We start from the raw sequence: 25,298 nt of genomic DNA on the forward strand, positions 1-25,298 counted from the left end.
GACCAGAGGAGGTGCTGTGCGCGGTTCTGCCGTCGTCGTCGGCGGGGGCATCGGAGGCCTGGCTGTCGCGCGGGCGCTCCACCTCGCCGGATGGGAGGCGGTCGTCCTCGAACGCTCCCCCGCGCCGCCCCGCCGGGGCACCGCCCTCGGCATGTGGCCCGCGGCGATGGGAGCGCTCGACGCGCTCGGGCTGGGCGACGACGTGCGACGGCGCTCCGTCATGTGCACGCGTGCGGAGATCCTCCGGCCGGACGGCCGCACCCTCACCGGCGTCGGCGTCCCCGGTGGCGTGCAGCTCGTGTCGCGCGGTGACCTGCTGGACGTCCTCGCCCGCAGCCTGCCCGCGGGCACCGTGCAGTGGGGCGTACAGGTCACGGACCCCCGGATGCTACCTGCGGCCGACCTGGTGGTGGCCGCCGACGGCATCCACTCGAGCGTCCGCTCCGCCCACTGGGCGGTAGGCCCACGGGTCCTGCGCACGGTGGCCTTCCGCGGCACGGTGCCAGGTGCCGTCGACCGCATCACCGAGACGTGGGGACCCGGCCGGCTCTTCGGGATCACCCCGAACGGGGACGGCACGACGAACTGGTTCGCCTGCGTGCGCGCCGGGTCGGCGCCCGCCGGAGATGACCCCGTACGGATGACGGACGACCTCCACGCCCTCTTCGCCGGCTGGCACGAGGACGTCTCGGCCGTGCTCGCGGCCGTGGAACCCGGCACCGTCGACAGGCGCCGACTCTCGGACGTCCCAGCGTTGGGGCCCTACGTGCGCGGGAACGTCGCACTTCTCGGCGACGCCGCACACGCCATGGCACCGAACCTGGGCCGCGGGGCGTGCGAGACGATCCTCGACGCCGTGGCGCTCGCACGCGCGGTGCGCGAGGAGCACCGGGTCGAGACGGCGCTGCGCCGCTACGACCGCGAGCGCAGGCCGGCCACCCGGCGCCTGGTGCGGCTCGCCCGCCTCGCGAACCGGGCGTCCACCCTCGAGCGCGGCATCCCGCTTCGCGACGCGCTCGTCCGGGCCGCCGACGGCGCTCGCCGACAGGCGACCTCGACGTCGCCGACGGGCGACACCAGGTGACGACACGAGCACGACGCGGGTCGGCGCAGCCGCTCCGTACCGTCCCGGCATGTCACACGAGTCCTCCACCCCAGATCCCGTCCTCGATCCGCGGGGCCCGCAGCCGCTGTTGAGCTGGCCGCTCATCGTCGGCTTCGGCTCGCTCGCGCTGCTCTGGCCACTGGTCGACGTCGTCGGCCTGGACGAGGCACTGGGCCAACCGGCCACCGCCCTGCTCGTCCTGGGGCTAGTCGGGCTCGCATGGGTGCTCGGTGCCGGGCTCGGGCGCGTCCCCCGACCTGTCGCGACGCTGACCCTCGCCGGCGTCGTCTACGGGGTGCTCCTCCTGGGCCTGTCCCTCGCGCTCGACGTCCGGCCGTCCGTCGACGGCCGCATCGCCGCCGTCGTCGCTATCGTGGAGATCGCCCGCTCGGCCGGCCTGGGGGCGCTGGCCGGGGTCCTGGCCCGACAGCTCCAGAACTCGCGGGCGCGCCGGTGACCGGCGCGCCCGCGCGGATCGATGCCAGCGGCTCGCCGGGCGGACACCCGTCCGACCGTCGCCGCACCCATCTCCGCCGAGCCCTCCCGGCGGCGCTGGTGGCGGCGAGCATGCTGGCCGGTGCCGCGGCGTGCTCCGCCCAGGACGTCGTCGGGCCGTCGTCCTTGTCGCCGGTGGAGGCGCCCGCGGCCTTCGACGTCCCACTCCCCATCCCGCCGCTCGCCCCCTCGACCGTCGTCGACGGGATCCGGGTCTTCGAGCTCACCGCGCAGGAGGGCACCTCCGAGCTCCTCCCCGGCGTCCGGACGCCCACCTGGGGCTTCAACGGCGACATGCTCGGTCCCACGCTCCGGGCGTCGCGTGGGGAGCGCGTGGCGGTCAAGGTCGCCAACGCCCTGCCGGAGCCCACCACCGTGCACTGGCACGGGATGCACCTCCCGGCCGCCATGGACGGCGGCCCCCACCAGATGATCGAGCCCGGCGGGACATGGCGCCCCGAGTGGACCATCGACCAGCCGGCGGCGACCCTCTGGTACCACCCCCACCCGCACGGCAGCACCGAGGAGCACGTCTACCGCGGACTGGCGGGCTTCTTCCTCGTGGAGGACGGCGTTCCCTCGGGGCTGCCCGCCGAGTACGGCGTGGACGACGTCCCCGTCGTCGTCCAGGACAAGCGGCTCGACGCCGACGGGCGGCTCGAGCTCGACTCCGACGGGAACGAGGTCGGCCTCCTCGGCTCCACGGTGCTCACCAACGGCGTCGCCGGCGCGATGCTCGACGTGACCACCGAGCTGGTGCGCCTCCGCCTGCTCAACGGCTCGACGGCTCGTGTGTACGACTTCGCGCTCGAGGACGGCCGGAGCTTCTGGCACGTGGCCACCGACGGCGGGCTGCTGCCCGAGCCCCACGAGACGGACCACGTCCGTCTCTCACCCGGCGAACGCGCGGAGATCGTCGTCGCCATGGCGCCAAGCTCGGAGACCACGCTCGTCTCCCGAGCGCCCGACCTCGGGGACGTCGCCGCCCCGTTCGCCTTCGGCGGCAACGACACCTTCCCGGTGCTGCGCCTCGCAGCCGGTGCCTCGCTGCGCCAGTCCGCGCCGGTCCCCCAGCGCCAGGCGGTCGAGCCGGGCGACGCGGTCGATCCGGACGACGCGGCGGTCACGCGGAGGTTCGAGGTCCAGGACCGCAGCATCAACGGCCGGACCATGGACATGGACCGCATCGACGAGACCGTGCACGTGGGTGACACGGAGATCTGGGAGGTCACGAACCTCGACCGGTTCCCGCACAACTGGCACGTCCACGACGTGCAGTTCCACGTGCTCGACGTGGACGGCGCGCCCCCATCCCCGGAGCTCGCCGGCCGCAAGGACACCGTCTACCTCGAACCACGCCGCACCTACCGCCTGCTCATGCGGTTCGAGGACTACGCGGACCCCGACTCCCCGTACATGGTCCACTGCCACCTCCTCCTGCACGAGGACCAGGGCCTCATGGCGCAGTTCGTCGTGACCGACGGCGAGGAGCCGGCCCGGTCCCACGCCGCCGGCCACTGAGCGCGGCCCTCCCCGACGCCGCAGCGGCCCGGTACGCCCGCGGGCGACAACGCCGGTCGCACGCTGACGTACGCGACCGGCCCCAGACGCCGCTCCCTGACGGATGGGCCGGGCCCGCCCTCGTCCGTACCGTCCGGGCGACGGCTGGGCTGCCCGGCCGCGACGACGAGGACTGGAGGCAAGATGAGGACGACGTGGGCGATGCGACGACCGTGGTGGGCGATCGCCCTCTGGGTGCTCGCGGTGGCCGGCCTGAACGCGGCCGCCGCGGCGGCCGGGTCCGCCTACTTCGACGACCACACGCTGCCCGGGACCGAGTCGCAGCGCGTCGCCGACCGGCTGCAGCAGTCGGGCGACCAGGGCCTGGACACCGTCCAGGTCGTCTTCTACGCAGCGGCCGGCCTCACAGAGGAACCCGTGGCGCGTTCGTTGCGCGCCGTGGTCGACGAGATCGCCACGCTCCCGGGCGTCGCCTCGGTCGAGGCCCCGACGACCGACGGGCACTCGATCAGCACCGACGGCCGCATCGGGTACGCGACCGTGACCCTCGACACCGAGCCCCTGGCGACGGACGCCGCCGACGTGCGACGCATCATCGAGGCAGCCGAGTCCCACGCCACGGGCGACCTGCAGGTCGAGGTCGGCGGCGCGTCCGTCCGCGGTGCGCAGGAGACGGGCGGCGCCGCCGAGGGCGTCGGCATCTTGGCTGCGCTGGTGATCCTGGTCTTCCTCTTCGGCAGCCTCGTCGCGGCGGCCCTCCCCGTGCTGAGCGCGGTCCTGGCCGTCGGGGCGAGCATCGCGGCGGCCGCCCTGGTCTCGCACGTGACGTCCGTGCCGTCCTACGCCGCGCCGATGATGATGCTCGTCGGCCTCGGCGTGGGGATCGACTACGCCCTCCTCATCTTCACCCGCTACCGCGGCGAGCTGCTGGCCGGCCGACCCCGCGCCGAGGCGGCGGTCGTCGCCCAGCGCACCGCCGGGCGCTCGGTTGTCTTCGCCGGCGTGACGGTCGTCGTCGCTCTGCTGGGCCTCGTCGTCCTGGGCCTGGGTTCCTTGCGTGGGCTCGCCGTCGCCGTCGCCGTCACCGTGCTGATGACGCTCCTGGCCTCGGCGACGCTCCTCCCGGCCCTCCTCACGCTCCTGGGCGGGCGCATCGAGCGCTCGGTCCGCCGACGCGCGGGCCGCGCGCGGCAACGGGGCCGGGCCGAAGGCTCGTCGTGGCGCGCCCTCTCCGACACCGTCGCCCGGCACCCCTGGCCGGCCCTCGTCGGTGGCGTTCTCGTCCTGCTCGTGCTCGCGGCGCCGGCGCTCTCGATCCGGCTCGGCTTCGCGGACGCCGGCACCGACCCGGCCGGCTCGACGACCCGCGAGGCGTACGACCTCCTCGCTGCGGGCTTCGGCGATGGGGTGAACGGCCCGCTCGTTGTGCTCGCCGAGGCCCCCGCCGACGAGGTGGCTCGGGTGACGGAGGCCGTCCGGCGGACCCCGGGCGTCGCGGACGTCGTCGGGCCCCTGACTGCCGACGGCGCGTCCACCCTTGTCGTGGTCCCGGAGACCGGGCCGTCGGACCGCGCCACGATCGAGCTCGTCCACCGCCTCCGGGACGACGTCCTGCCCCCCGCCACGGAAGGACAGTTCTCGGTGGGTGGCGCGACCGCAGCGGCGATCGACTTCGCCGAAGGCGTCCGCGACCGCATGCCGTGGTTCGTCCTCGTCGTGGTCGGGATCTCCGCGCTGCTCCTCATGGCGGTGTTCCGCTCGGTCCTCGTGCCGCTCAAGGCGGCGATCGCGAACCTGCTCTCCATCGGGGCCGCACTGGGAGCCATGCAGCTCGTCTACGGCAACGGCACCCTCGGCCAGTCACCCGGACCGATCGAGGCCTTCCTCCCCGTGATCGTGTTCGCGGTGGTGTTCGGCCTGTCGATGGACTACGAGGTCTTCCTCGTCTCCCGGATGCACGAGGAGTGGCGGCGCGGCGGTGACGCCCGAACGGCCGTGCGCGAGGGCCTCGCGGGAACCGGGGCCGTCATCACCGCCGCGGCGGCGATCATGGTGGTGGTCTTCGGCTCGTTCCTGCTCAGCCCCACCCGGATGCTCGGGCAGATGGGGCTCGGGCTCGCCGTCGCCGTCCTGCTCGACGCCGTCGTCGTCCGCTGCCTCGTCGTGCCGGCAGTGATGCACCTCCTCGGCGACCGGGCGTGGTGGCTCCCGCCGTGGCTGGACCGCGCGCTCCCCCCCGTCCACCTGGAAGACCCGGCACTCGAGTCGCCGAGGACGGATCGCCCCGTGATGGCCGCGCAGGCGTGAACGCCGCCGCGTAGCGCCGGGGCGACCACGCACCGTGCGCAAGCCCGGCCTGCAGGGCGGCACACGGCAGCCGGGCGCACCCACCCCACCATCAACCCCGCACCACCCGAGTCGAAGGAAGCGTCACGATGACCCCCACCTCCGTCATGTCCGTCAGTCACCTCGATGCCAGCACGGTCGAGCAACGCGTCGAGTACCGGGTCCTGCGCCCGGCCGACTGGACGCCCGGCGAGACCCTCCCCCTCGTGCTGCATCTGCACGGAGCGCTGTCGTCTTCGACGTCTCTCGAGCTCGCACGACCCCTGTACGACGAGCTGTGGGCCGAGGGCGCCCTGCCGCGCGCCGTGGTCGCCTGCCCGAGCGTGCCGACCACGGGCGGCTTCTACATCGACTGGCCCGGCGGCCCGGCGTGGGAGACCTTCACCGCCCGGGAGCTGCCGGAGCACCTCGCCGCGCAGTACGGTCCGTTCTCCGCCACCGGACTGGTCGGCGCCTCGATGGGCGGCTACGCGGTCCTGAAGATCGCCTTCGCGGCACCCCACCGGTTCGCCGTCGTCGCCGCGCTCTCGCCTGCCGTGTTCCCCGGAGAGGCGCCGGAGGAGGTCCCTGACCGCAACATCCCCTCCGTCCTCGGGCAGCTCCACGCCGCCATGGGCGGCGGGACCGGCGATGCCGGGTCGTACACGGCCAACAGCGTCCACGGGCGCGCCCGGTCGAACGCGGCAGCACTCCGGGCAGCGCAGACCCCTCTGCTCCTCGACTGCGGCGCTGCCGACGAGTACCTGCTCCACGAGGGCGCGGAGCACCTGCACGGCGTCCTCACGGCGCTGGCAGTCCCGCACACGTTCCGTCTCGTCGAGGGGGCCGGGCACCTCGGTCCCGCTGCCGAGACGAGGACCCGCGAGGCGATCCGGTTCGTCGGCGAGGCCCTGCAGCACGCCCACGCCACCACGGCGTAGCGCCGCTGCAGGCCACCGCGCCGCGAGCGATGCGGAGCCGCCGGATCACGGACGTCGCGTGCGAGATGGCGCATCGTCCGCCCCAGAGGCCCTCCCGATCTTCGCTCGGGAGGGCCTCTGACCGGGTACGTCACTCGTCCGTCACACGAGTCGCACAGCGATGAGGGGGATCTGGCGCCCGGCCTTCTCCTGGTGCTCCGCCAGGAATGGTCGAACGGCGACGGCCCGCTCCCACGTAGCCTCTCGATCTGGACCCACCAGCTCGCTCGCCTCGGCTTCGAACGTTTCCTCGCCGAGCTCGACCGTCACCCGCGGGTCCGCCACGATGTTGTGGTACCAGTCAGGAGCGCGTGCCGCGCCCCGGTTCGACGCGAACAGAATCAGACGTTCGCCATCCTCGTAGTATCCGAGCGGAGTCGTCCGGGAAACCCCCGAGCGGGCCCCACGATGGGTGAGGAGGAGCAGTGAAACCCCGGCGAGCGCGCCGCCGACGGAGCCACCGTTGGCCCGGAACTCGTCGATCACCTCAGCATTGACGTCGTCCATCGGTCTCCCTCTCCATGTCGGCATCACCGCGCCGCGCCCCTTCCACCGGGGTCGGCAACCGGCCCGTCGACCTCGTAGTCCGCGACGTCTACGGATCTGAGGGCGGCCCGCTGGTCGTCGTCGGGCCCTTCGCCACGGAACCGGTCCAGCGCGATGCGCGACTCCCAGCGCTCGAGGACGTTGACCCGGGAGGGGTCGAGGGGGTCGGGAGCCAGAGTGAACTCGAGGCAGCCGGCGGTGCGCCGTGCCTGCTCTACGATCGGAACGCACCCCTCGAGGTACGCGGCGCGTGCTCCGGGGTCGACGATGAGGTGTCCGGCCACGATCACCATGGCGAGCCCACCGTGGCAGGGGTCGCGGCAGGGAGCCGTTGCGCCGGTGCGGGCAACGAATAGCGGACGACGTGCGCTCCCGAGCCGAACGAGGTCGTCTCACGCACCCGCAGCGACTGTGCCGGGTGTGTGCCGTCGAACAGCGGCAGGCCCGATCCGAGCAGCACGGGATGGACGACGAGGCGCAGCTCGTCGAGCACACCGGACGAGAGGGTCGCCCTGACGGCCCCCGCACCGGCGAACACGGCGATGTCGCCGGCTGCATCCTGGGCCGCGCGCTCGATTGCCCGCCGCGGGTCGCCCGCGAGCCGGTGGCTGTTGTGCCAGGTGGTGTCGAGCGGCGCGTGGCTGAGGACGTACTTGGGCAGCTCGTGCATCCGGTGCCGCTGGATCAGGGAGACCTCCGGCCCGGCGGTAGGCCAGAACTGGGCGAGCGCGTCGAAGGCGACGCGGCCGAAGACCATGCCGCTGATCGACTCGAGCATGCCGTCGATGTAGCGGTCGAACTCATCGTCCGCCGACCACCAGCCGAGCCCGCGGGCGGCGTCGGCGACGTAGCCGTCGACCGAGACGCTGATGTGCGCGAACACGGATCCCATGGACCTTCTCCTCGAATTCTTGGTCAGCCGAACAAGAAATCCAATCGTACAAATTCTTGTACGACCAGTCAAGAAGTCGTAGCCTCGACGCATGGTCCGCACGGGACGGCCGCGCAGCTTCGACGAGTCCGAGGTCGTAGACGCCGCGACCGAGGTCTTCTGGCAGCACGGCTATGGCGCTGCGAGCATGCGGCGCGTCGGTGAGCGCGTCGGGCTCCTGCCCGGCAGCCTGCAGGCCGCCTTCGGCGACAAGCGCAGCCTCTTCCTCCGCTCCTTGGAGCACTACGCCCAGCGCCAGCGCGCCTTTGGTACATCGCTGCAGGATCCCGGTCCGGTGCTACCCCGCCTCCGGAGCGTGCTGCAACAGATCGCTGCCGCAGCCTCCAGCGACCATCCACGGGGCTGCATGCTCGGCAACACGGCCACCGAGCTGTCCGACGACCCCGCCGCCACAGCCATCGTGCGTGACGCGCTGCTCGAGCTGGAGCGCAGCATCGCCGAGGCGCTGGCACGGGCGCAGCGGGAGGGCGAAGTCGCCCCCGCCGTCGAGCCCGAGGGCGCCGCCCGCATGTTCGTGGCGCTCATGCAAGGCCTCCATGTGCTGGCGCGCGTCACGCCCGAACCAGCCCACCTCCGGGCGGCCGTCGACGCCGCGCTCGCCCCCTTCTCCGCCAACCCCTAGGGCCCTCCCCCGGAGGACGGCCGGTCGTGCCGCGTCACGAGGAGGTTCCCTCATGTCACCGAAGATCGAGCAACACCGCATGCCGTCGACCAGCGCCTCGGCCGGGGTCGAGGTCCGGGTCCTCGCCGCCGGCCCGGCGGACGAGCCGCTCCCGCTGATCCTGCTCCTGCACGGAGCGATGTCGTCTGCGCAGTCGCTCGACCTGCACGCTCCCCTCATCCACCGGCTGTGGGCCACCGGCGCACTGCCTCCGTGCGTCGTCGCGTGCGCGAGCACCCCCACCGAGGGCGGCTTCTACCTCGACTGGCCGCAGGGGCCCCGGTGGGGATCGGTGGTCGGTGACGAGCTGCCGGACTTCGTCAGCCAGATCCACCCCATCGACCGCTCGCGACTCGCGGTGGTAGGTGCCTCGATGGGCGGTTTCGGTGCGCTGAAGCTGGCCTTCGGAACCCCGGATCGATACGTCGCGGCCGCGGCACTGGCGCCTGCCGTGTTCCCGGGGAGCACCACCGCGGAGGTGCCGGAACGCAACCGCCAGGCGGTGCTCGGCCAACTCCTCGCAGCCCTCGACCAGCTCCCCGGGGAGCGTGTGCACGAGCGGCTGTTCGCGAACCTCGACGCGATCCGACAGCGGAGGATGGCGCTCTTCCTCGGCGTGGGCGAACGAGACGAGTTCGGGCTGCGCGACGGGAGCGAGCACCTCCACGCCCAGCTCCTGGCGGCCGACGTGTCCCACCAGTACCTCGTCGTCGCAGGTGGCGGTCACATGGATGCCGGCATGGCGGAGCTCCAGCGGACTGCGCTCACGTTCATCGGCCGGGCGCTGCTGCAGCCGGCGGCCGAGTCCGACCTCGCGGAGGTCGCGCCGTGATCAAGGCCGCCGTGCGCTGGATGATTCGACGCAACATCGCAGCCCTCAACGCCGGGCGCCACGAGCCGGCGCTGGCCATGTTCGCCGGCAGCGCCACCTTGTGCTTCCCCGGACGGAACGCGTGGAGCGGGCAGTTCCGGGAACCGACCCTGGGGCGCTCCGCCCACCGGTCGCACCAGGGACGCGACGAGATCGAGGCGTTCCTACGTCGCTACGTGCGGCACGGCATCCAGATGGCCGTGGAGGACATCCTCGTGAACGGACCGCCGTGGGCCCTGCGCGCCGCCGTGCGGGCCCACGTCTGGGTACCGGGCCCTGAGGTCGGCCGTGACGTCTACAGCAACCGCGTCGTCCTCATGATCGATACCCGATGGGGGAGGATCCAGCGGCAGGAGGACTACGAGGACACCGAACGAGCAGCGGCCTTCGATGCGCACCTCGCCGGCGGGAGCGTCGTCAGCTGAGGCCCCAGAACGGGCCCTGCAGCCCCACCTGTCGGAAGTAGGCGCGGGCGTCAGCAGGCTCTCGCCGGCGATAGCCCCGCTCGAGCCGGCCCTCGTACCACCCCGCGGCGAAGCGCCACAGCGTATCGAGGTCCATCCGGTAGCCCTCCGGATGGCCCGTGCGAGCGAGCCAGCGGTCGATGCAGGCGTCGTCGCAGAAGAGCAGCTGGTTGCTGCACGTGTGGACGACGTCGTCCCACATCCGAGCCGCGGGGACGAGGAAGTGCGCGCGCTCCCGGCCCTCGGGCGGCGACGTGGTGTCGACGCGCCAGGCGAGCGGCCGATCACACGCGGGACACGCCCCCGCGACGACCACCGGCCCGCAGTCGGGCACGAGATGGGGGATCGCGAAGGAGTCCCAGGCGCAGCCACCCCACCACAGCGTCGTGTCGCTCATCACGCTGTAGCCGAACGACCGGGTCGCGAACGGGTGCGCCAGCACGATCTCCCCGTCCGCGCCGAGCGCCCACGCGCGCTGCTCGGCCAGCTGCTCGATCGCGGCCCTTGCGCGGGCGGGGCTTCCTGCGAGTCGGGCCAGCTCCGAGTCGGCCGGCAGCCGACCGGTCGACGCCAGGGCCGCATAGACGGCCACCCGGACGTCCTCGAGCAGCACCGGATCCAAGGGCTCGTGAGGATCGGTCACCTGACGAACGTATGCCCGGGCGGGACACGGGTGCATCGAGTTATTCGCCGCACGGCGGCCGCGTCGCACCCTGAGGGCTGATCGCGCTGCTCGCGGGACGCCACCGCCGCACGCGCCCGTCGTCACCCGTCGGCTCGGCGCCTGTGCAGCTCGTCCAGGAACGCTTCGTGCTCGGTGGCCCAGGTGCACAACGCGGCGACCGGCTCGTGCAGCCGACGTCCGTCGGGCGTGAGCCGGTACTCCGTCTTTGGCGGCACCACCGGGTACACGGTCCGCTCGACCAGCCCAGCCTGCTCGAGCGCCCGCAGGACCTGGATGAGCATCTTCTTCGACACGTCGGGGATGGCTCGCTGGATCTCGCTGAAGCGCCTCGTCGAGTCGGACAGGCTGAAGAGCACGATGGGCGTCCACTTGTCACCGACGAGCTCGAGCAGCCGCCGAGCGGGGTACCTCGGCCCGTAGGGAGCGACGTCCTGGTCGGCCATGGCGTTGAGGTTACCAGAAGGTGACTACTTGTCTTCTGGAAACCGTCGTCGCATCATCGCCGGCATGGAGACGCGACGACTCGGACGGTCAGGCCTGCAGATCCCCGTGCTCAGCTTCGGGGCTGGCACCTTCGGCGGCTCGGGACCGTTGTTCTCGAACTGGGGGAACACCGACGTTGCCGGCGCCCGGCGCCTCGTCGACCTGTGCCTCGACGCAGGCGTCACCCTCTTCGACACCGCAGACGTGTACTCCGACGGCCGGTCCGAGGAGATCCTCGGCGAAGCCCTGCGGGGGCGGCGCGATCACGTCCTGCTGTCGACGAAGGTCGGCCTGCCGACGGGGGACGGCCCCAACGACGCGGGCACCTCACGAGCCCGTCTCGTCGACTCCGTCGACGCCGCACTCCGACGGCTCCGCACGGAGCACATCGACCTCCTGCAGCTGCACGCCTTCGACGCGTTCACCCCGGTCGAGGAGGTGCTCTGGACCCTCGACGCCCTGGTCCGCTCGGGAAAGGTGCGGTACATCGGGGTCTCGAACTTCGCGGGCTGGCAGATCATGAAGTCCCTGGCCGTCGCCGACCGCTACGGCTACCCCCGGTACGTCGCCAACCAGGTGTACTACTCCCTCGTCGGCCGCGACTACGAGGCCGAGCTCCTGCCCCTCGGGCTCGACCAGGGACTCGGGGCCCTCGTCTGGAGCCCGCTGGGGTGGGGGCGGCTCACCGGGCGCATCCGCCGCGACCGACCCGCCCCGCCCGACAGCCGCCTGCACACGACGGCCGCGTACGGCCCCCCGGTCGACGACGAGCTGATGTACGACGTCGTCGACGTTCTCCTCGAGACCGCAGCCGAGGTCGGCCGGTCGGTCCCGCAGGTCGCAATCCGCTGGCTCCTCAACCGACCCACCGTCACCAGTGTCATCCTCGGGGCGCGCACCGAGGAGCAGCTGCTCGACAACCTGGGCGCTGTGGGGTGGGACCTCACGGCCGACCAGATGGCTCGCCTCGACGCGGTCAGCCAGGTGGAGCACCCATACCCCCACTTCCCGTACCAGCGACAGGAAGGCTTCGCCCGGCGCAACCCGGCCCCGGTGTAGCGGCTCACTGGGCGGCAGACCGCGTCGACCGAGGGCATCGCCGTGCACCGTTCCGGTCGGTCTTGCCCGCCGCGAATGCGCCAGGTGCACCGCCGCACCTCCTGAGTGCTCGTCCCTGAAGGTCCGGCCTCATGGTCCGCACGCGAGCGTCGGGAGCACGGGGGCGATACGGGTTTCGCTCGCGGCACTCCTCCTCCCCCCGGACCGAGCCCTCATCGAGCGACTCGGACTGCGCAGGCAGCCACCATGGCCGAGCCTCGGCCGACCTGGCGAGGACCGCGCGACGTGCCGGGTCAGCGAGCCGGGGCGAATTCGAGGCGCAGCGAGCTCGCGCAGCCTTACATGCTCGACCTGCCCGGATGTCCGACTCATCGCCGTCAGGGGCTGGGCATCGATGGAACCCTGGATGCCTTGTGTTGCGTGTAGGGGCGTGAGAAGGATCGAGAACCCACCCGATGCGGGGAGCTGGGCGGCCGCCATGGGCACGAGAACGAGACGCGCGAGCGGGCCGGGTGTTGGCGAGGCGGTCAGGGTCGTCACGGGTGCGACACGCGTGGAGGAGTTCCGTGCGTTCGTCGAGGCCGCGAAGGACCCCCTGTACCGGATGGCGTTCCTGCTGTGCGGGGATGCCGTGCGTGCTGACGAGCTGACCCAGGCCACGTTCGAGCGCACGTGGCGGGCGTGGAGCTCGGCCCGGGACGGCGACCCATTGGCCTACGCCCGCCGCATCCTGGCGAACCTGCGCATCGACACTTGGCGACGCACTCGCCGCGAGGTCCTCACCGGCCTGGACCACCACGATCGGGCACATGTCGGCGACCCCGCGGTCGCCGTGGCAGAACGCGACGCCGTCGTCCGCGCCCTGCTGCTGCTCCCGGTCAAGCAGCGCCGCATCGTCGTGCTGCGTCACCTGCTGGACATGTCCGAGGCCGACGTCGCCGCCGAGCTCGGCCTGCCGATCGGCACCGTGAAGTCCACCTCCTCGCGCGCCCTGGCCCAGCTGCGCACCATCATGACCGACCCAGGAGAAGAGGCATCCTCATGAGCGCCCCCGACGACTTCGCCGCGCGGCTGCGCGCCGGCGCACACCTCGACGAACTCACCTCAGCCCTGGACACCGACCAGGTCGTGACCCGCAGTCGCCGCCGACGCACCACCGGGCGAGTGGCGACTGGAACGGTAAGCCTTGCCCTGACGGCCGGCGCAGTCCTGCTCGCACCCTCACTGCTCCCGACCCGCTCGGTGCCACCAGCCAGCACCGGCGCACCCACTACCTCGAGCACCCAAGCCCCGTCGCCCGCAGCCACCAGTCCAGGTGCTGAGTCCCCGGGCCCCACGGGTGCACTGCCCGCAGGCTTCGTCGACGGGCATGTGCCGGCCTGGCTCGAGGGTTCCGGCCTGGCCTGCGGCGCGGACGCGGTCGCCCCGCAACCGGCCGGCACCGTCGTCGCCCTCCGGGCCGCCGGCACGGCGACTTCCGAGCAGACGCCCGACGGGACGTGGCTCTACACCTTCGACGCCACCCTGACATCCGCCGCGACGTCCACCGTGGACCTGTGGGCACCCGACCTGGCCGCCGTCGCCTGGGTGCAGGACGGCCGCATCGTCGGGCTGGGACCGAACAACGCCGAGAGCGCCTCCATCGCCGCCCTCCCGCCCGACCAGCCACGCGCGGTCCACGCCTCGGCCACCCGCACGGACTACTGCGTCCCCAACAGCGACGGGACCTACACCACCGACCTTCCAGCCGGTGACTACGAGCTCGTCCTGTACTTGCGCGTCTCGCCCGACACCTACGACCCCGCGACGACGACCTGGATCACGAGCCAGCGCCTGACGGCGACTCTCACCGAGGACGGCCGGCTGACCGACGTAGAAGCGGAGGGGTGAGGCGGCCCGTCCATGGTTCGAAGCGCGAGCGGTCTGGGACGCGGACTCGATGACTCGATGCTCCCGTTGGACCCGTGCGGGCGGTACGGAAGCGCCGTGGGCCTCAGCCGTGGCCAAGGGCTTGTCGCCACGCTCCATCGCCAAGTACCACGTGATGCTGCACTCGGTGGTTCGCCCGGGCGGTTCCTGACCGGCTCGTCGCCTCCAACCCCTGCAAGCACACCGAGCCGCCGAAGGTCGTGACGAGGAGGGCCAGGACGCTCACCCCCGAAGAGTTCGCGGGCGTGCTGGCCGAGATCCCGGACCGCTTCAAGCCGCTCGTCATGACCGCGATCGAGACGGGCCTGCGATGGGGCGAACTCGGAAGTGGTCTGATGGAAGCGCGGCAGCGAGCGATGGCCGATGACGTGGCGCGGCCGGTCGCCGAGGCGCTCACGGCGGCTTCCGACCCCATCCGGGTGCGCGTTCTCTCGGCGCTGGCCACCGCACCGTCCGGGGAGGTGTCGGCCGGCGAGCTCGCTGCGATGACGGACGTCACCGCCCCCACCGTCTCCCACCACCCCGGCAAGAACCTCAGCCACGTCATCTACTGCACGGACGAGGGCGGCACGGTCAGCTGACCGTCGGTCGCGCGGCCCCGGGCCCGGTCGTCCCGAGCCCGGGGGTCGCGCAGCAGGTCCACGACACGCGACCAGCCGTCGTCCCCGTGACCGGCCTCGACCGCACTGGCGGCGAGGTCACGCAGCAGGGACGGCAGCCGGAGGTCGAGCCCGGCGTCGCTGGCGGTCGCGTGGACGTGCTCCAGCGCGGCGAGCTCCATCGCGATCCGGTCCTGCGCGCCCGGGTGCTCCCCGGCGTCGACGTCGCGCGCCAGCTCGGTGAGGGTCGCCGGCAGGATCTCGACCATCGACCGGGCGAGCGGCAGGAACCGCGCCGCGCTCACGCCGGACGCCCCGACCATCGCCGCCGCGTGCAGGAAGCCGGTCATCCCGGTGAAGAACACCTCGAGCATGGCGACGTCGAGCAGGGATGCCGCGCCGGGGTCGTCACCCACGTACCTGCCCTCGCCGCCGAGGGCCGCCCGCGCGTCGTGCGACGCGCTGAAGAGGTCGGGGTCGCCGGAGTACAGGACGAGCGCGTCCTCGGTGCCGACCAGCGGGGTCGGGACCATGATCGCCGCAGCGAGCAGGCGGATCCCGCGGTCGGTCGCCCACCGCGTGGTCTCCCTCGCCTGCATCGGGGTCGCCGACGCGGCGTTGACGACGACCGAGCCGGCGAGTGCGGACGGGTCGATCGAGGCCAGGAGCGCCCGGGTGGTGGCGTGGTCGCGGAGCACGGCGAACGTCACGTCGGCCGCCCGGACGGCGTCGTCCGGCGTCGCGGCCACGACGACCCCCAGGTCGCGCAAGGGTTCGGCCCGGGACGGTGTGCGGTTCCAGGCGACCGTCGCCAGACCCGCACGGGCGAGGGCGGAGGCGACGGCCGAGCCCATGGGACCCAGGCCCAGGACGGCGACGGTGGGGGGCGTGTGCTGACGGGACATGGGGTCCTCCTCGGTCTCGGGCACGGTCTCGACCCGCACACCCTCCGACCGGTACCGTCGTCCCGACAAGTACCTACTTCCGTGTGCGGTACCTACCCCGAGGTGAGTGTGGAGGCCGGAATGGCCGGGACGGGCACCTTCCTGTGCGGGCTCGACGCCGCTGTCGCCGTCGTCGGCGGCAAGTGGAAGCCGCTCATCCTCTGGGCGCTGAGCGAGCGCCCGCGCCGCACGGGGGAGCTGCGGCGCGAGCTGGACGGCGTCTCGGAGAAGGTGCTCATCGCCCAGCTGCGCGAGCTCGAGGAGGACGGCGTCGTCCGGCGGGAGGTCTTCGCGCAGGTCCCGCCGAAGGTCGTCTACCACCTCACGGAGGTGGGTGTGCAGCTCGACCGGGCGCTGGGCCCCCTCGGGGACTGGGGCGAGCAGCACATGCACGACATCGTGGCCCGGCGCAGCGCCCGGCCCGCGGCCGCCGCACGTCCGGCGCGCTGACGGCGGGCTCAGTCCCCCGCGAGCCCGCGCTCGGCCGCCATGCCCCGATGTCGTGGCGGCCCGGCTCAGCGGCCGGACGGTGCCTGCCCCCACGGAGATCCTCCGGGCGGTAGCCGCGATGTACACCGGGGTCGCGGCGCACCCGATCAGCAGCCCCCCGCCGCAGGCCACCGGCCATCCGTTCGTCGAGGTGCCGGTCGAGTCGATCTCGGTGGTCTAGTTCTCGGGAGATTCTCGATCACCGCGTTGCCGCCGGGCGCGCTGCACGACCTCCTTGGCGACTCGGTCAGACACCGCCCTGGCCTGATCGACCGCTTCACTGCCCAACCTTCGCGCGGCGTCGACGCCGTCCTCACCTGTCTCGAACACCTTGTCCCTGACGTCCGTCGCCGCCTTTATCCAGCGCCGGGCCTCCACGGCCTGGGAGTCACGTCCGATGCCGAGATGCGCGTGGAGATCCGCGACGGCGCTCACCACCTCGTTCCGCGAGCGGACCACGATCGGTGATGCCGCCGGATGGAGCAGCACTTTCGCGGCTGTGCGTGCCCGTCCACGGGGCAGCGTCCGTTGACATCTCGTTGACACCAACGCCAGAGGCCCTCCCGATCTCTCGATCGGAAGGGCCTCTGACCTGGTACTTCACTTGTAGCGGGGGGATCACCGAGACGGGCGTTCTGCGTCTCGCGCGCCTGGCGTCTTCGCAGGTCAGCAGCTCGTGCATGGCAATCTGCACACCCCTCTCTTCCCGGTGCGATCCAACCACGCGCCTGGGACACCCCTGATCGGTGCGTGAGTCAGGGGTGTCGCCGACCCCTGCCTTCGCCGTCCCGTCCGGACCGGTGCGCCTCACCCCGGCCTGCGCCGACGAGCCGCTCCGCCATGGAACCGATGGACTGAGCCGGCCTCGACGAGTGCGCGGAGATCTTTGCGAACCGTCACTCTCGACACTCGGAACTCCGCCGCGAGGTCGGCGACGGTGAGCACACCTCGCACGCGAATCAGCACCTCCATGGCTCGACGTCGCTCCGGGACGCCGAGCACGGCGTCCGAGAAGGTCGGACGGCAGTCGTCCGCTACCCGATCCATCGCGATGGCGGACGTCAGGCCGTCACCGGGATCCCGAGCAGCGCTGCCCTGATGCGGGACGGGGAGCTCTTCGGGACCCGATCCTCGGTGAACAGGCCGTTCTTCTCCTGCGCCGTGTCGGTGAGTTGCGTGTAGCAGTAGCCGGCGAGGCCGCGGCCCGGGCCGATGGTGGCAACCAGGCCGGCAATCGCCTCCCCGAGCGCCTCAGGGTCGATGACGTCCCCGTACGCCGCCCACGCTTCGGCGTCCTCGTGGACACTGAGCCCGCCGAACTCCGAAAGAAGCACCGGAACGGTCGCTGCACGGCTGACCGAGCGCTCGAGCGCGATGCGGCGACCTCCGGTGTGACCGCGGGCGACGGTGGACCGCACGCGCTCGCGCGAGCCGTAGCGGTCCTCAAGCGTGCCGGGTTGCTGGGCGTAGTCGTGTACTCCCAAGACGTCGCCGGCGGTGTACTGCCAGCCGTCGTTACCCATGACGATGCGGGTCGGGTCGAGCGCCTTGAGCAGCGCGTGCAGTGCGGTGACGGCGTGCTGCTGGGCGGGGTCGTCGGCAAGTCGCGGGACGCCCCAGCTCTCGTTGAAGGGCACCCAAGCGACGACGCTCGGGTGGCCTGCGTCGCGTTCGACGAGGCTCACCGCCTCCGCGACCGTCCGGGTCAGCGCGACGTCGGAGAACCGGTAGGCGGCCGCGGTGTCGGCCCACACGAGCAGGCCGAGCCGGTCGCAACACGCGAGGAACCGGGGATCTGCGCTCGTCTGGTGCATCCGCAGCCCGTTGAAGCCAAGTTCCTTGATGAGGCCGGCTTCGCGCTCGAGGGCCTCGAATGACGGCGCCGCGAGGTGGGTCTGCGGCCAGTACCCCTGCTCGAGGACAAGACGCAGGAAGTACGGGTGGCCGTTGAGGAGCACGTTCTCCTCGTCCGTGCCGACCGTGCGCAACCCCAGGTACGACTCGGCCTGGTCGACGACCTCGCCGTTCAGTCGCAGTGTGGCGTCGACGTCGATGAGGGTGGGCGACTCCGGGCTCCACAGGAGCTCCCCCGGTTCGACGTCCAGGCACTCGTGGTCCAGAGGGACGACGACCCGGGCGGTTGAGGACAGGCACGCGACAGTGACGTCGGCCAGGAGCCGGCCGCCGACAGCGAACCGGAGACCCAGGCTCGCCGCCGGGCCGTGGACGCCGACGAGTCTGGCCTCCACGGTTACAGACGCGAGGTCGTCCCCGGGCCGCAGAGCGAGGCGGTCGATGCGTGCGGCCGGGACTGGCTCGAGCCAGACGGTGCGCCAGATGCCGGACGTGCGCCGGTACCAGATGACGTGCGGCTCGTCGGACCAGTCCTGCTTGCCGCGTGGCTGCTCGAGGTCGCGCGCGTCGTCGACGGCGCGCACCACCAGGACGTTGGCGCCCGGCCGGACGGCGTCGGTCACGTCGAAGCTGAACCGGGCCTGGCTGCCCTCGTGGTCTCCGACGTGGGTGCCGTTGACCCACACGGATGTGCGGTGGTCGACGCCCTCGAAGTGGAGCAGGAGCCGCTGTCCCGGCGTGGGCCGGTGCTCGAAGTCGCGCCGGTACCAGAGCGGTGCGTCGATGTCCTGTCCGATGCCGGACGCGGGAGCCTCCGGCGGGTACGGCACCTGGATGGTCCGGTCGAACGGCTCGGCGCTGTTGAACCACCGGTCGGGGAGGCCCCTGTCGGCGGTGTCGGCGGCGAAGCCCCATGGCCCGTCGAGCAGGGTGTACTCGCGTCGTACCAGGGTCGGACGGGGGTGGTCGGGCGTCATCGTCCCGCCCCGGTGACCGGCGAGACGGTGACGAACGTGCCGGCGGGAGCGGTGGCCGCCATCACGATCCGGCGGTGGCCTGCGGGGGCCGGGCGGCTGACGCGTCCGCCGGTCCAACGAGCCTGCGGCGAACCGGAGACGACGTGCTGCACGCCGTCGATCTCCAGGACGACCGTCGCGTCGGCCGGCGCTCCGTCTGCCGTCCTGGCGTGGACGTCCCAGCCGTCGGGCACGGCGTCGTCGGGCACGTCGGCGGCGTGGGCCGACCAGGCGGTCCCGCCACCGAAGCGAAAGGTGAGGGTCGCCTCGTCGAGATCCGCCCATCCCGTGCCGTCGCTGCGGAGCGCGATCCCCCACGCACGCCTGCCACCCGGCTCGTCCTCAGGGTCGCCGATGCGGATGAGCGCGACGCCTCCGGCGGGCACCATCACGGACGCGCGGCCGGACGCGAGGGCCAAGGATCGCTCCGGGGCGACGCCGTCGGCGCCGATGACGCAGACGGTCCCCGCGCCCGGCGCGCTGCCGAGCGCGAGGTGGACGTCGACGTCGGTGAAGTGCCGGTTCCACACGATGGCGCAGACGGCCGACCCGGACGCCGAGGCGACTGCGCCGACGCCGCGCGGGCCGTCGATGCCGACGGCGACACGGTCGACGGGCATGTGCTGGTAGAAGCGGTAGACGGCGTAGATGGGCTTCGGGGCCCCGTCGATGTCGACCATGCCGGAGAAGTTGCCCTGGCCGCTGTCGAGGAACTGGGCCCAGTGTGTCCGGGTCAACTCGCGGTGGGCGAGCAGCCGCGGGATGTCCGCGGCGAAGGCCGAGGCGAGCAGGTGCGTGTCCTGGAGGCCGCCGCGCGGGTAGTCGATGCTGAACGCGTTGTACTCGTTCAGGTGCCACTCCACGTCGCGCAGCGTCGGATACGCGGCCAGCACGTCGCCGACGGTGCGCAGCGTGGCCTCCAGCCCGAAGTGGCCGTAGTGGTGGAAGGACAGGAAGTCCAGCGGCAGCCCCTCGTCCGTGACCACCCGGCAGAAGGCGTCCAGCCAGTCGGCGTGGACGGCCGCGACGGCCAGTGCCGGTCCGCCCACGCGGGCCGCGGGATCCGCGGCACGGATGGCGGCCGCAGTCGCGCGGTAGAGCTCCAGGTAGTCCTCGAGGTCACCCGTGTAGAACGTGGGCTCCGCGGTGCGCTCGTCGCGCAGGTCCGGCTCGTTGTAGACCTCGTGATAGCCGACGGCGGTGCCGCGCTGGCGCAGCCCGGACACGTAGGACGCCACCGTGCGCACCCAAGCCGAGTCGTCGCGGGCCATCGTCCGCCAGTCGTCGCCCGGCTCCCGCGCCGCCGCCGGGACGTAGCAGTAGGACCAGTAGGGGCGGGTGCCGGTCTCGGCGAGGACCCGCGCGATGTGGTCGGTCTCCTCGAAGTCGAAGGCCAGCTCGCCGCGCTCGTCGCGGGTGACGACCTCGCGGGTCCAGGGCATCCACTCCGCACCCCAGCCGAGGTCGATCCGCAGAGACTCCGCTCGCACCGCCGCGATGTGCGCAGCGTCGCGCCGGTACCGCTCGATCGGCACGAGCCCGGAGTTGTAGATCGCGATCCGTTCCTTGGACAGCGGGTGGTCGACCAGGGCGGTCGGGTCGATGCGCACGGTGGCGCTCGTCAGGGGTGCACGCACAGGGGGTTTCCTTCGGTGGTCAGTTGGCCAGGCCGGTCATGGAGATGCCGCGCACGATCCAGCGCTGGAAGAAGAGGTAGGCGACCAGGATCGGCAGGGAGACGAGCGTGACGCCGGCCATGATCGCCCCGTACTGCGCGGTGTACCGGCCGATGAGGGACTGCAGCGCCTGGGTCAGGACCCAGCTGTCCTGCCTGGTCAGGTAGATCGAGTTGACGTAGAAGCTGTTCCACAGCGACACGAAGGTCAGCAGGCCCAGGGCCAGGTAGGCCGGCCCGGACAGCGGCACGATGATGCGGAAGAAGCAACGCCACGGGCCCGCCCCGTCGATCGCGGCCGCGTCCTCCAGCTCGCCGGGCAGGGTGATGAAGTACTGCCGGAAGAAGAACGAGGCGAACGGCGTGCCGAACAGCATCGGGACGATGATCGGCAGCGGCGAGTTGAGCCAGCCGAGCTCGCGGAAGATGACGTACTGCGGGATCAGCGTGGCGTGCACCGGCACCATGAGCGTCAGCAGCATGGTGGCGAGCAGGGTGCCGCGGCCGGGGAACCGGAACCGGGCGAGCGCGTACCCGGCCATCGAGCTCGACAGCAAAGTGCCGGCCGTACCGATCACCGCGATGAGCAACGTGTTGCCGAAGTATCGGCCGAGCTCGGGCAGGGCCTCGAAGAGCCGGTGGTAGTGCTCGAACGTGATCGGGTGCGGGATCAGCTGGTCGGCGGCGTACATGTTCTCGTCGGTCCGCAGCGACATCGACAGCGCCCACAGGGCCGGGAAGATGTACGCGAAGACCATGACGATCATGAAGCCGTGGTAGAGGACCGTCTGGCCCCGCTCCTTGGTGGTGGCCCGCGCCCAGGCGCGCGGGGCGGTCACGGCGCTCATCGACGCGCCCGACGTCGGCGCCGGCCACCGGACGCGGTCGGGTCCTCGTAGTGGACCCAGCGGCCGCTGACCAGAAACTGCACCGCGGTGACCAGGAAGATCAGCAGCGCCAGCATCCAGGCGATCGCCGCGGCGTACCCGAGGCCGGAGACCTGCTCGTTGTAGTTGAACATCTGGTTGTACATGTAGAGCACGATCGTCCGAGTCGAGTTGGAGGGACCGCCCGCGGTGGCCGGGCCGGCGCTGGCCGACGTCATGGCGACGACGGGGTCGAACAGCTGGAACGCCCCGATCAGGGACGTCACCGTGAGGAAGAAGACCGTCGGGGAGATCATCGGGACCGTCACGTTCCGGAACCGCTGCCAACGGTTCGCCCCGTCGATGGTCGCCGCCTCCAGCAGCGAGACGGGCACCCCCTGCAGCGCTGCGACGTAGAGCGTCATGCCGTAGCCGATGGTCTGCCACGTGGTGACCATGGCGATCGAGGGCATCGCCGTCGCCGGGTCGAGCAGCCAGTCGGGGCTGGTGCCTCCGAAGAGCTCCCAGATACCCGAGATCGGCCCGGACTGGCTGTTGAACATCCACCGCCAGACGACGCCCACGGCGATCTGCGAGAGCACGTACGGCAGGAACAGAGCCGCCCGGTAGACGCCGACGAAACGGCGCGGGGTGAAGGTCAGCAACGCGGCCACGAGCGAGAAGACGAGCAGGGTGCTCGTGCCGACCAGGATGAAGCGGACCGTGTTCCACAGCACCGCGGGGATCCGGTCATCGCCCAGCAGGTGCTGCCAGTTGTCCAGGCCCACGAACGTGGGCGACGGTGCGACCAGGTCCCAGTTGGTGAAGGAGTAGCCGAGCGATGCCACCAGAGGCACGGCGGTGAAGGCCAGCAGCCCGATGACCTGCGGCAGCACGAACAGCAGAGCTGTGCGTGAGCGCCTGCGAGCCAGGCTGGTCCGTCGGCGTGGCGTCGCTGCGCCGCGCTGCGTGCGTGGTGGCACCGCTCGACTCCTCGTCCTCGTCCCGGCTACTTGGCGGCGTCGAGGAGGGCGTCGATCCGCGAGGCGCAGATCCCGTCCAGAGCCTCGGCTGCGGTCGCGCGGTTCATGATGATGTCCTCGATCGCCGGGGCGATGCCGTCCTGGCTGGACACGGCGCTCCACACGACCGACGGGTCGACGTTGGTGAACGTCAGGTCCCAGCCCGCCGGGTCGATCTGCGCCTCGACGAGGCCCTCGGGCTCACCCTCGGCCTGCGCGAACGCCGGGCCCTGCGCGACGTCCTGGTACGCGGGGATCAGACCCATCTGCTTGCCGGCGCCCTCGGTGGCCATGTAGTGCAGGAACTCCCACGCCGCGTCCTTGTGCTCCGACGCCTCGGACATCACCCAGACGTGGATCTGCGCCAGCGTCGCGTTGCCGGCCGGACCCTCGGGCAGGGCGGCGATGCCGTAGTTGAGCTCGGGGTTCTGCTGCTGGACGGCGAGCACCTGCTCGTGAGAACCCTGCTGCATGGCGACCTGGCCGCGGACCCAGCGTGCGTAGCCGGGTTCCTCCTGCTGCAGCTGCGGGGTGATGGCCGAGTGGTCGGTCCACATCAGGTCCTGCAGCCACTGGAAGCCCTCGATCGTGCCCTCGGAGTCCGCGGTGCACTCGTTGCGGGCGTCACCGCCGAGGATCCCTCCACCGAAGGCGGCGAGGACGGGCGCGTAGCCGGGCTCGATGGGCGCGGCGGCGAAGTTGAAGTACCCGTACTGCTGGATGGCGTTCGGGTCGAAGCCGGCCGCGGTCGCGTCGTTGCCGGAGCCGTCGAGGGTCAGCTTGGCGGCCCACTCGCGCAGGTCGTCGTAGGTGTAGGAGCCATCGGCCGGCGGGTAGTCCAGGCCCGCCGCGTCGAACATGTCCTTGTTGTAGAAGAGCGACTGGATGTTGTAGCCCATCGGAAGGCCGTAGAGCTTGCCGTCGGACGGCGACGTGAGGGCGTCGATGATCGCCGGCGTGAAGTCGTCGGTCGTGGTCCCGGACTCCTCCAGGTAGGGCGTCAGGTCCGCCGTGACACCGTCGCGCGCGGCCTCGAAGTAGTTCCAGCTGCCCATCACGAAGACGTCGGGAGTGTTGCCACCTGCCACGAGGGTCTTGCACGCGGCGTAGTCCACGCCGCAGTCCCCGCTCTCCCACTCGATCGTGATCTCGGGGCGAGCCGTCGAGAAGCCTGCCGCCGCGTCCTTGATGGAGGAGATGTCGGCGTCGTTGCCCCACAGCATGACGCGCACCGTCGCCGGCTCCACGTCGCCGGTGGCAGCACCATCGTCGTCGCCCTCGTCCTCAGTGCTCGAATCGCCGGTGCAGCCGGCCACGAGCAGGGCCAGGCACGCCGCCGCAGCGGTGATGCCGAAGGCCTTCTTCCGCAGTCCCATCTGAATCTCCTTTGGTTCGTGGGTGCCCCGGTACAGTGTTGCCACGTAGCATGCTACGTGGCAAGCACCGTTACCCAACCGAGATCCCACGGCCATCCGCTGGTCAAACCGCCCGGCTCGACTCCCGCACGACAAGGTCGAACGCGATGAGCAGGTCCTGCGCCGGCGGCTCGTCCTCCACGCCGGCGCGCGCGGCGATACGCGCCAGGAGGGTCTCGACGGCGACGCGCGCGATCTCCGCCTTGTCCGGGGCGACCGTCGAGAGCGTCGGGGCGGAGTACTCCCCCTCCTCCAGACCGTCGAAGCCGACCAGCGCAAGCTCGGTCGGCACGGCGACGCCGCTGGTGCGGGCCGTACGGAGCGCGCCGAGGGCGAGAAGGTCGGTCGCACAGAACACGCCGTCGGGACGGCGGTCAGGGCCGAGCGCGAGCAGCGCCGCCATCGCTTCCTCGCCGTCCTTGCGGTGGTACGAGCGCGTGCGCACGACGAGCGTCTCGTCGAAGGGCAGACCGGCCGAAGTCAACGCCTGCTCGTAGCCCCGAAGGCGGAGCTCCGCCATGCGCAGGGAGTCGGCCGGGTCGGCGCCGATGAATGCCACCCGCCGCCGGCCCGTCTCGACCAGGTGCCTGGTCGCTTCTGCGGCCGCCGCCGTGTCATCGATGCCGATGTGGTCGACGAGACCCATCCCCGTCCGCTCACCGATGAGCACCACCGGGGAACGCCCTCGGCCCGTGGCAAGGATGTCCTCGATGGAGCCCACAGCCGAGAGGATCGTGCCCTCGGCATGCTCAGCGGCCGGACCCTCGAGTGCATCCCGTTCCCGCTCACGGTCGCCCAGCGTCTGGCGCACCATGACGCCAAAGCCACGCTCCTCTGCACACTTGACCACCCCGCGCGCCAGCTCGGCGAAGTAGGGCACGTCGAGCTCGGGGACGACGAGCTGGAGCAGGCCGGAGCGCCCGAGGCGCAAGCTGCGCGCCGCGTGGCTCGGGGTGTACCCGAGCGCCTCGATCGCCTCAGTCACGCGAGCGACGACGTCCGCGCTGACGTGAGGGAACTTGTTCACGACATTCGAGACAGTGCGCTGCGACACACCGGCTCGCCGCGCGACGTCGGCCTGGGTCACGGGCACGGCACACCTCCTCACTTGCTACGTGGCAGGAGCGTAGCAACACAGCCGTGCGCCATCTCGGATGGCGCCCGGTCACGGTCGCCCCTTCCCGGCGTGCCCGAGCAGTCACTCGCCCACCGTCTACCAACTCGCGGATCCGGTTGCGCGAACGACAGAGGCCCGGACCATACGGTCCGGGCCTCTGTCACTGTGTAGCGGGGGCAGGATTTGAACCTGCGACCTCTGGGTTATGAGTGCAGCCCTTCTTGC

General features: G+C 71.8%; 28 protein-coding genes. 14 read left to right on the top strand and 14 right to left on the bottom strand.

Going from position 1 to position 25,298, the window contains the following annotated elements; all coding sequences use genetic code 11:
* Window positions 1-16: 16 nt before the first annotated feature.
* From AFE02nite_RS16050 to AFE02nite_RS16070, 5 genes are all read left to right on the top strand, one after another.
* The gene (locus AFE02nite_RS16050; RefSeq protein WP_052113450.1) at window positions 17-1,084 is read left to right on the top strand and encodes an FAD-dependent monooxygenase; all 1,068 of its coding nucleotides are present in this window, start codon (window positions 17-19) and stop codon (window positions 1,082-1,084) included.
* A 49-nt stretch (window positions 1,085-1,133) separates the two neighbouring features.
* Window positions 1,134-1,562: a hypothetical protein gene (locus tag AFE02nite_RS16055; protein WP_146820027.1), complete on the top strand. Its 429-nt coding sequence runs from the start codon at window positions 1,134-1,136 to the stop codon at window positions 1,560-1,562.
* Window positions 1,563-1,672: 110 nt separating this feature from the next.
* On the top strand, window positions 1,673-3,121 hold the full coding sequence (locus AFE02nite_RS16060; protein WP_146820037.1) for a multicopper oxidase family protein: 1,449 nt from the start codon (window positions 1,673-1,675) through the stop codon (window positions 3,119-3,121).
* A gap of 183 nt (window positions 3,122-3,304) precedes the next feature.
* Entirely contained in the window at window positions 3,305-5,428 is a 2,124-nt protein-coding gene (locus tag AFE02nite_RS16065; protein WP_034243943.1) for an MMPL family transporter, read from the top strand.
* Window positions 5,429-5,556: 128 nt separating this feature from the next.
* Window positions 5,557-6,387 carry an alpha/beta hydrolase gene (locus AFE02nite_RS16070; protein WP_222594421.1) on the top strand — a complete coding sequence of 277 codons (831 nt, stop codon included), beginning with the start codon at window positions 5,557-5,559 and terminating at the stop codon, window positions 6,385-6,387.
* A 141-nt stretch (window positions 6,388-6,528) separates the two neighbouring features.
* Here the strand turns inward: AFE02nite_RS16070 and AFE02nite_RS16075 are convergent, their stop codons facing one another.
* The 3 genes from AFE02nite_RS16075 to AFE02nite_RS16085 are packed head-to-tail and all read right to left on the bottom strand — an operon-like array spanning window position 6,529 to window position 7,864.
* Window positions 6,529-6,933: a nitroreductase family deazaflavin-dependent oxidoreductase gene (locus tag AFE02nite_RS16075; protein WP_034243942.1), complete on the bottom strand. Its 405-nt coding sequence runs from the start codon at window positions 6,931-6,933 to the stop codon at window positions 6,529-6,531.
* A gap of 23 nt (window positions 6,934-6,956) precedes the next feature.
* On the bottom strand, window positions 6,957-7,265 hold the full coding sequence (locus AFE02nite_RS16080; protein WP_052113448.1) for a putative quinol monooxygenase: 309 nt from the start codon (window positions 7,263-7,265) through the stop codon (window positions 6,957-6,959).
* Window positions 7,259-7,864: a dihydrofolate reductase family protein gene (locus AFE02nite_RS16085; RefSeq protein WP_034243940.1), complete on the bottom strand. Its 606-nt coding sequence runs from the start codon at window positions 7,862-7,864 to the stop codon at window positions 7,259-7,261. The genes AFE02nite_RS16080 and AFE02nite_RS16085 overlap by 7 nt, the downstream gene beginning before the upstream one ends.
* A gap of 91 nt (window positions 7,865-7,955) precedes the next feature.
* Between AFE02nite_RS16085 and AFE02nite_RS16090 the strand changes: the two genes are divergently transcribed.
* The 3 genes from AFE02nite_RS16090 to AFE02nite_RS16100 are packed head-to-tail and all read left to right on the top strand — an operon-like array spanning window position 7,956 to window position 9,881.
* Complete coding sequence (locus AFE02nite_RS16090) at window positions 7,956-8,546, top strand: TetR/AcrR family transcriptional regulator (protein WP_034243938.1); 591 nt, start codon at window positions 7,956-7,958, stop codon at window positions 8,544-8,546.
* Between the two features lie 52 nt (window positions 8,547-8,598).
* Window positions 8,599-9,417 (top strand): alpha/beta hydrolase-fold protein, encoded by an 819-nt coding sequence (locus tag AFE02nite_RS16095; RefSeq protein ID WP_052113447.1) that lies wholly within the window; start codon window positions 8,599-8,601, stop codon window positions 9,415-9,417.
* Window positions 9,414-9,881 carry a nuclear transport factor 2 family protein gene (locus AFE02nite_RS16100; RefSeq protein WP_034243936.1) on the top strand — a complete coding sequence of 156 codons (468 nt, stop codon included), beginning with the start codon at window positions 9,414-9,416 and terminating at the stop codon, window positions 9,879-9,881. Before AFE02nite_RS16095 ends, AFE02nite_RS16100 begins: the two co-directional genes overlap by 4 nt.
* On the opposite strand, the gene merB is transcribed toward AFE02nite_RS16100, so the two are convergent.
* Both merB and AFE02nite_RS16110 read right to left on the bottom strand, forming a co-directional pair.
* Entirely contained in the window at window positions 9,874-10,563 is a 690-nt protein-coding gene (gene merB, locus AFE02nite_RS16105; RefSeq protein ID WP_222594422.1) for an organomercurial lyase, read from the bottom strand. The genes AFE02nite_RS16100 and merB overlap by 8 nt on opposite strands.
* Window positions 10,564-10,685: 122 nt before the next feature.
* Window positions 10,686-11,048: a winged helix-turn-helix transcriptional regulator gene (locus AFE02nite_RS16110; protein ID WP_034243934.1), complete on the bottom strand. Its 363-nt coding sequence runs from the start codon at window positions 11,046-11,048 to the stop codon at window positions 10,686-10,688.
* Between the two features lie 64 nt (window positions 11,049-11,112).
* On the opposite strand from AFE02nite_RS16110, the gene AFE02nite_RS16115 reads away from it, so the two are divergent.
* The 4 genes from AFE02nite_RS16115 to AFE02nite_RS16130 all read left to right on the top strand — a co-directional run bounded on the left by AFE02nite_RS16115 (window position 11,113) and on the right by AFE02nite_RS16130 (window position 14,657).
* Entirely contained in the window at window positions 11,113-12,147 is a 1,035-nt protein-coding gene (locus AFE02nite_RS16115; RefSeq protein ID WP_034243933.1) for an aldo/keto reductase, read from the top strand.
* A gap of 553 nt (window positions 12,148-12,700) precedes the next feature.
* Window positions 12,701-13,192, top strand: a complete 492-nt coding sequence (locus tag AFE02nite_RS16120) for a SigE family RNA polymerase sigma factor (protein ID WP_261765673.1) — start codon at window positions 12,701-12,703, stop codon at window positions 13,190-13,192.
* A 326-nt stretch (window positions 13,193-13,518) separates the two neighbouring features.
* Window positions 13,519-14,037: a hypothetical protein gene (locus tag AFE02nite_RS16125; RefSeq protein ID WP_034243932.1), complete on the top strand. Its 519-nt coding sequence runs from the start codon at window positions 13,519-13,521 to the stop codon at window positions 14,035-14,037.
* A gap of 284 nt (window positions 14,038-14,321) precedes the next feature.
* Window positions 14,322-14,657, top strand: coding sequence for an ArsR/SmtB family transcription factor (locus tag AFE02nite_RS16130; RefSeq protein ID WP_052113446.1), 336 nt, complete (start codon window positions 14,322-14,324; stop codon window positions 14,655-14,657).
* Here the strand turns inward: AFE02nite_RS16130 and AFE02nite_RS16135 are convergent.
* Complete coding sequence (locus tag AFE02nite_RS16135; RefSeq protein ID WP_052113445.1) at window positions 14,624-15,619, bottom strand: NAD(P)-dependent oxidoreductase; 996 nt, start codon at window positions 15,617-15,619, stop codon at window positions 14,624-14,626. The genes AFE02nite_RS16130 and AFE02nite_RS16135 overlap by 34 nt on opposite strands.
* An 81-nt stretch (window positions 15,620-15,700) precedes the next feature.
* Here AFE02nite_RS16135 and AFE02nite_RS16140 point away from each other — a divergent pair, with 81 nt between their 5' ends.
* Window positions 15,701-16,069, top strand: coding sequence for a winged helix-turn-helix transcriptional regulator (locus AFE02nite_RS16140; RefSeq protein WP_034243931.1), 369 nt, complete (start codon window positions 15,701-15,703; stop codon window positions 16,067-16,069).
* A gap of 79 nt (window positions 16,070-16,148) precedes the next feature.
* Entirely contained in the window at window positions 16,149-16,289 is a 141-nt protein-coding gene (locus tag AFE02nite_RS17535; protein WP_186814589.1) for a hypothetical protein, read from the top strand.
* Here AFE02nite_RS17535 and AFE02nite_RS16145 read toward each other — a convergent pair.
* From AFE02nite_RS16145 to AFE02nite_RS16180, 8 genes are all read right to left on the bottom strand, one after another.
* Entirely contained in the window at window positions 16,286-16,543 is a 258-nt protein-coding gene (locus AFE02nite_RS16145) for a hypothetical protein (protein ID WP_052113444.1), read from the bottom strand. The two genes, AFE02nite_RS17535 and AFE02nite_RS16145, sit on opposite strands and share 4 nt — an antisense overlap.
* Before the next feature lie 372 nt (window positions 16,544-16,915).
* Entirely contained in the window at window positions 16,916-17,155 is a 240-nt protein-coding gene (locus AFE02nite_RS18020; protein WP_146820033.1) for a DeoR family transcriptional regulator, read from the bottom strand.
* Between the two features lie 14 nt (window positions 17,156-17,169).
* The gene (locus tag AFE02nite_RS16155; protein WP_034243930.1) at window positions 17,170-18,939 is read right to left on the bottom strand and encodes a glycoside hydrolase family 2 protein; all 1,770 of its coding nucleotides are present in this window, start codon (window positions 18,937-18,939) and stop codon (window positions 17,170-17,172) included.
* A complete protein-coding gene (locus tag AFE02nite_RS16160) occupies window positions 18,936-20,615 on the bottom strand; it encodes a GH39 family glycosyl hydrolase (RefSeq protein ID WP_034243928.1) in 1,680 nt (559 codons plus the stop codon). Before AFE02nite_RS16160 ends, AFE02nite_RS16155 begins: the two co-directional genes overlap by 4 nt.
* 19 nt (window positions 20,616-20,634) lie before the next feature.
* The gene (locus tag AFE02nite_RS16165; protein WP_052113443.1) at window positions 20,635-21,501 is read right to left on the bottom strand and encodes a carbohydrate ABC transporter permease; all 867 of its coding nucleotides are present in this window, start codon (window positions 21,499-21,501) and stop codon (window positions 20,635-20,637) included.
* Entirely contained in the window at window positions 21,498-22,502 is a 1,005-nt protein-coding gene (locus AFE02nite_RS16170; protein ID WP_186814590.1) for a carbohydrate ABC transporter permease, read from the bottom strand. Before AFE02nite_RS16170 ends, AFE02nite_RS16165 begins: the two co-directional genes overlap by 4 nt.
* Window positions 22,503-22,528: 26 nt before the next feature.
* Window positions 22,529-23,917, bottom strand: coding sequence for an ABC transporter substrate-binding protein (locus AFE02nite_RS16175; RefSeq protein ID WP_034243927.1), 1,389 nt, complete (start codon window positions 23,915-23,917; stop codon window positions 22,529-22,531).
* A 103-nt stretch (window positions 23,918-24,020) separates the two neighbouring features.
* Window positions 24,021-25,064 carry a LacI family DNA-binding transcriptional regulator gene (locus AFE02nite_RS16180; protein ID WP_307726060.1) on the bottom strand — a complete coding sequence of 348 codons (1,044 nt, stop codon included), beginning with the start codon at window positions 25,062-25,064 and terminating at the stop codon, window positions 24,021-24,023.
* Window positions 25,065-25,298 lie beyond the last annotated feature (234 nt).

The sequence above is a fragment of the Actinotalea fermentans genome, assembly GCF_007991475.1.
Classification (GTDB): Bacteria; Actinomycetota; Actinomycetes; order Actinomycetales; family Cellulomonadaceae; genus Actinotalea; species Actinotalea fermentans.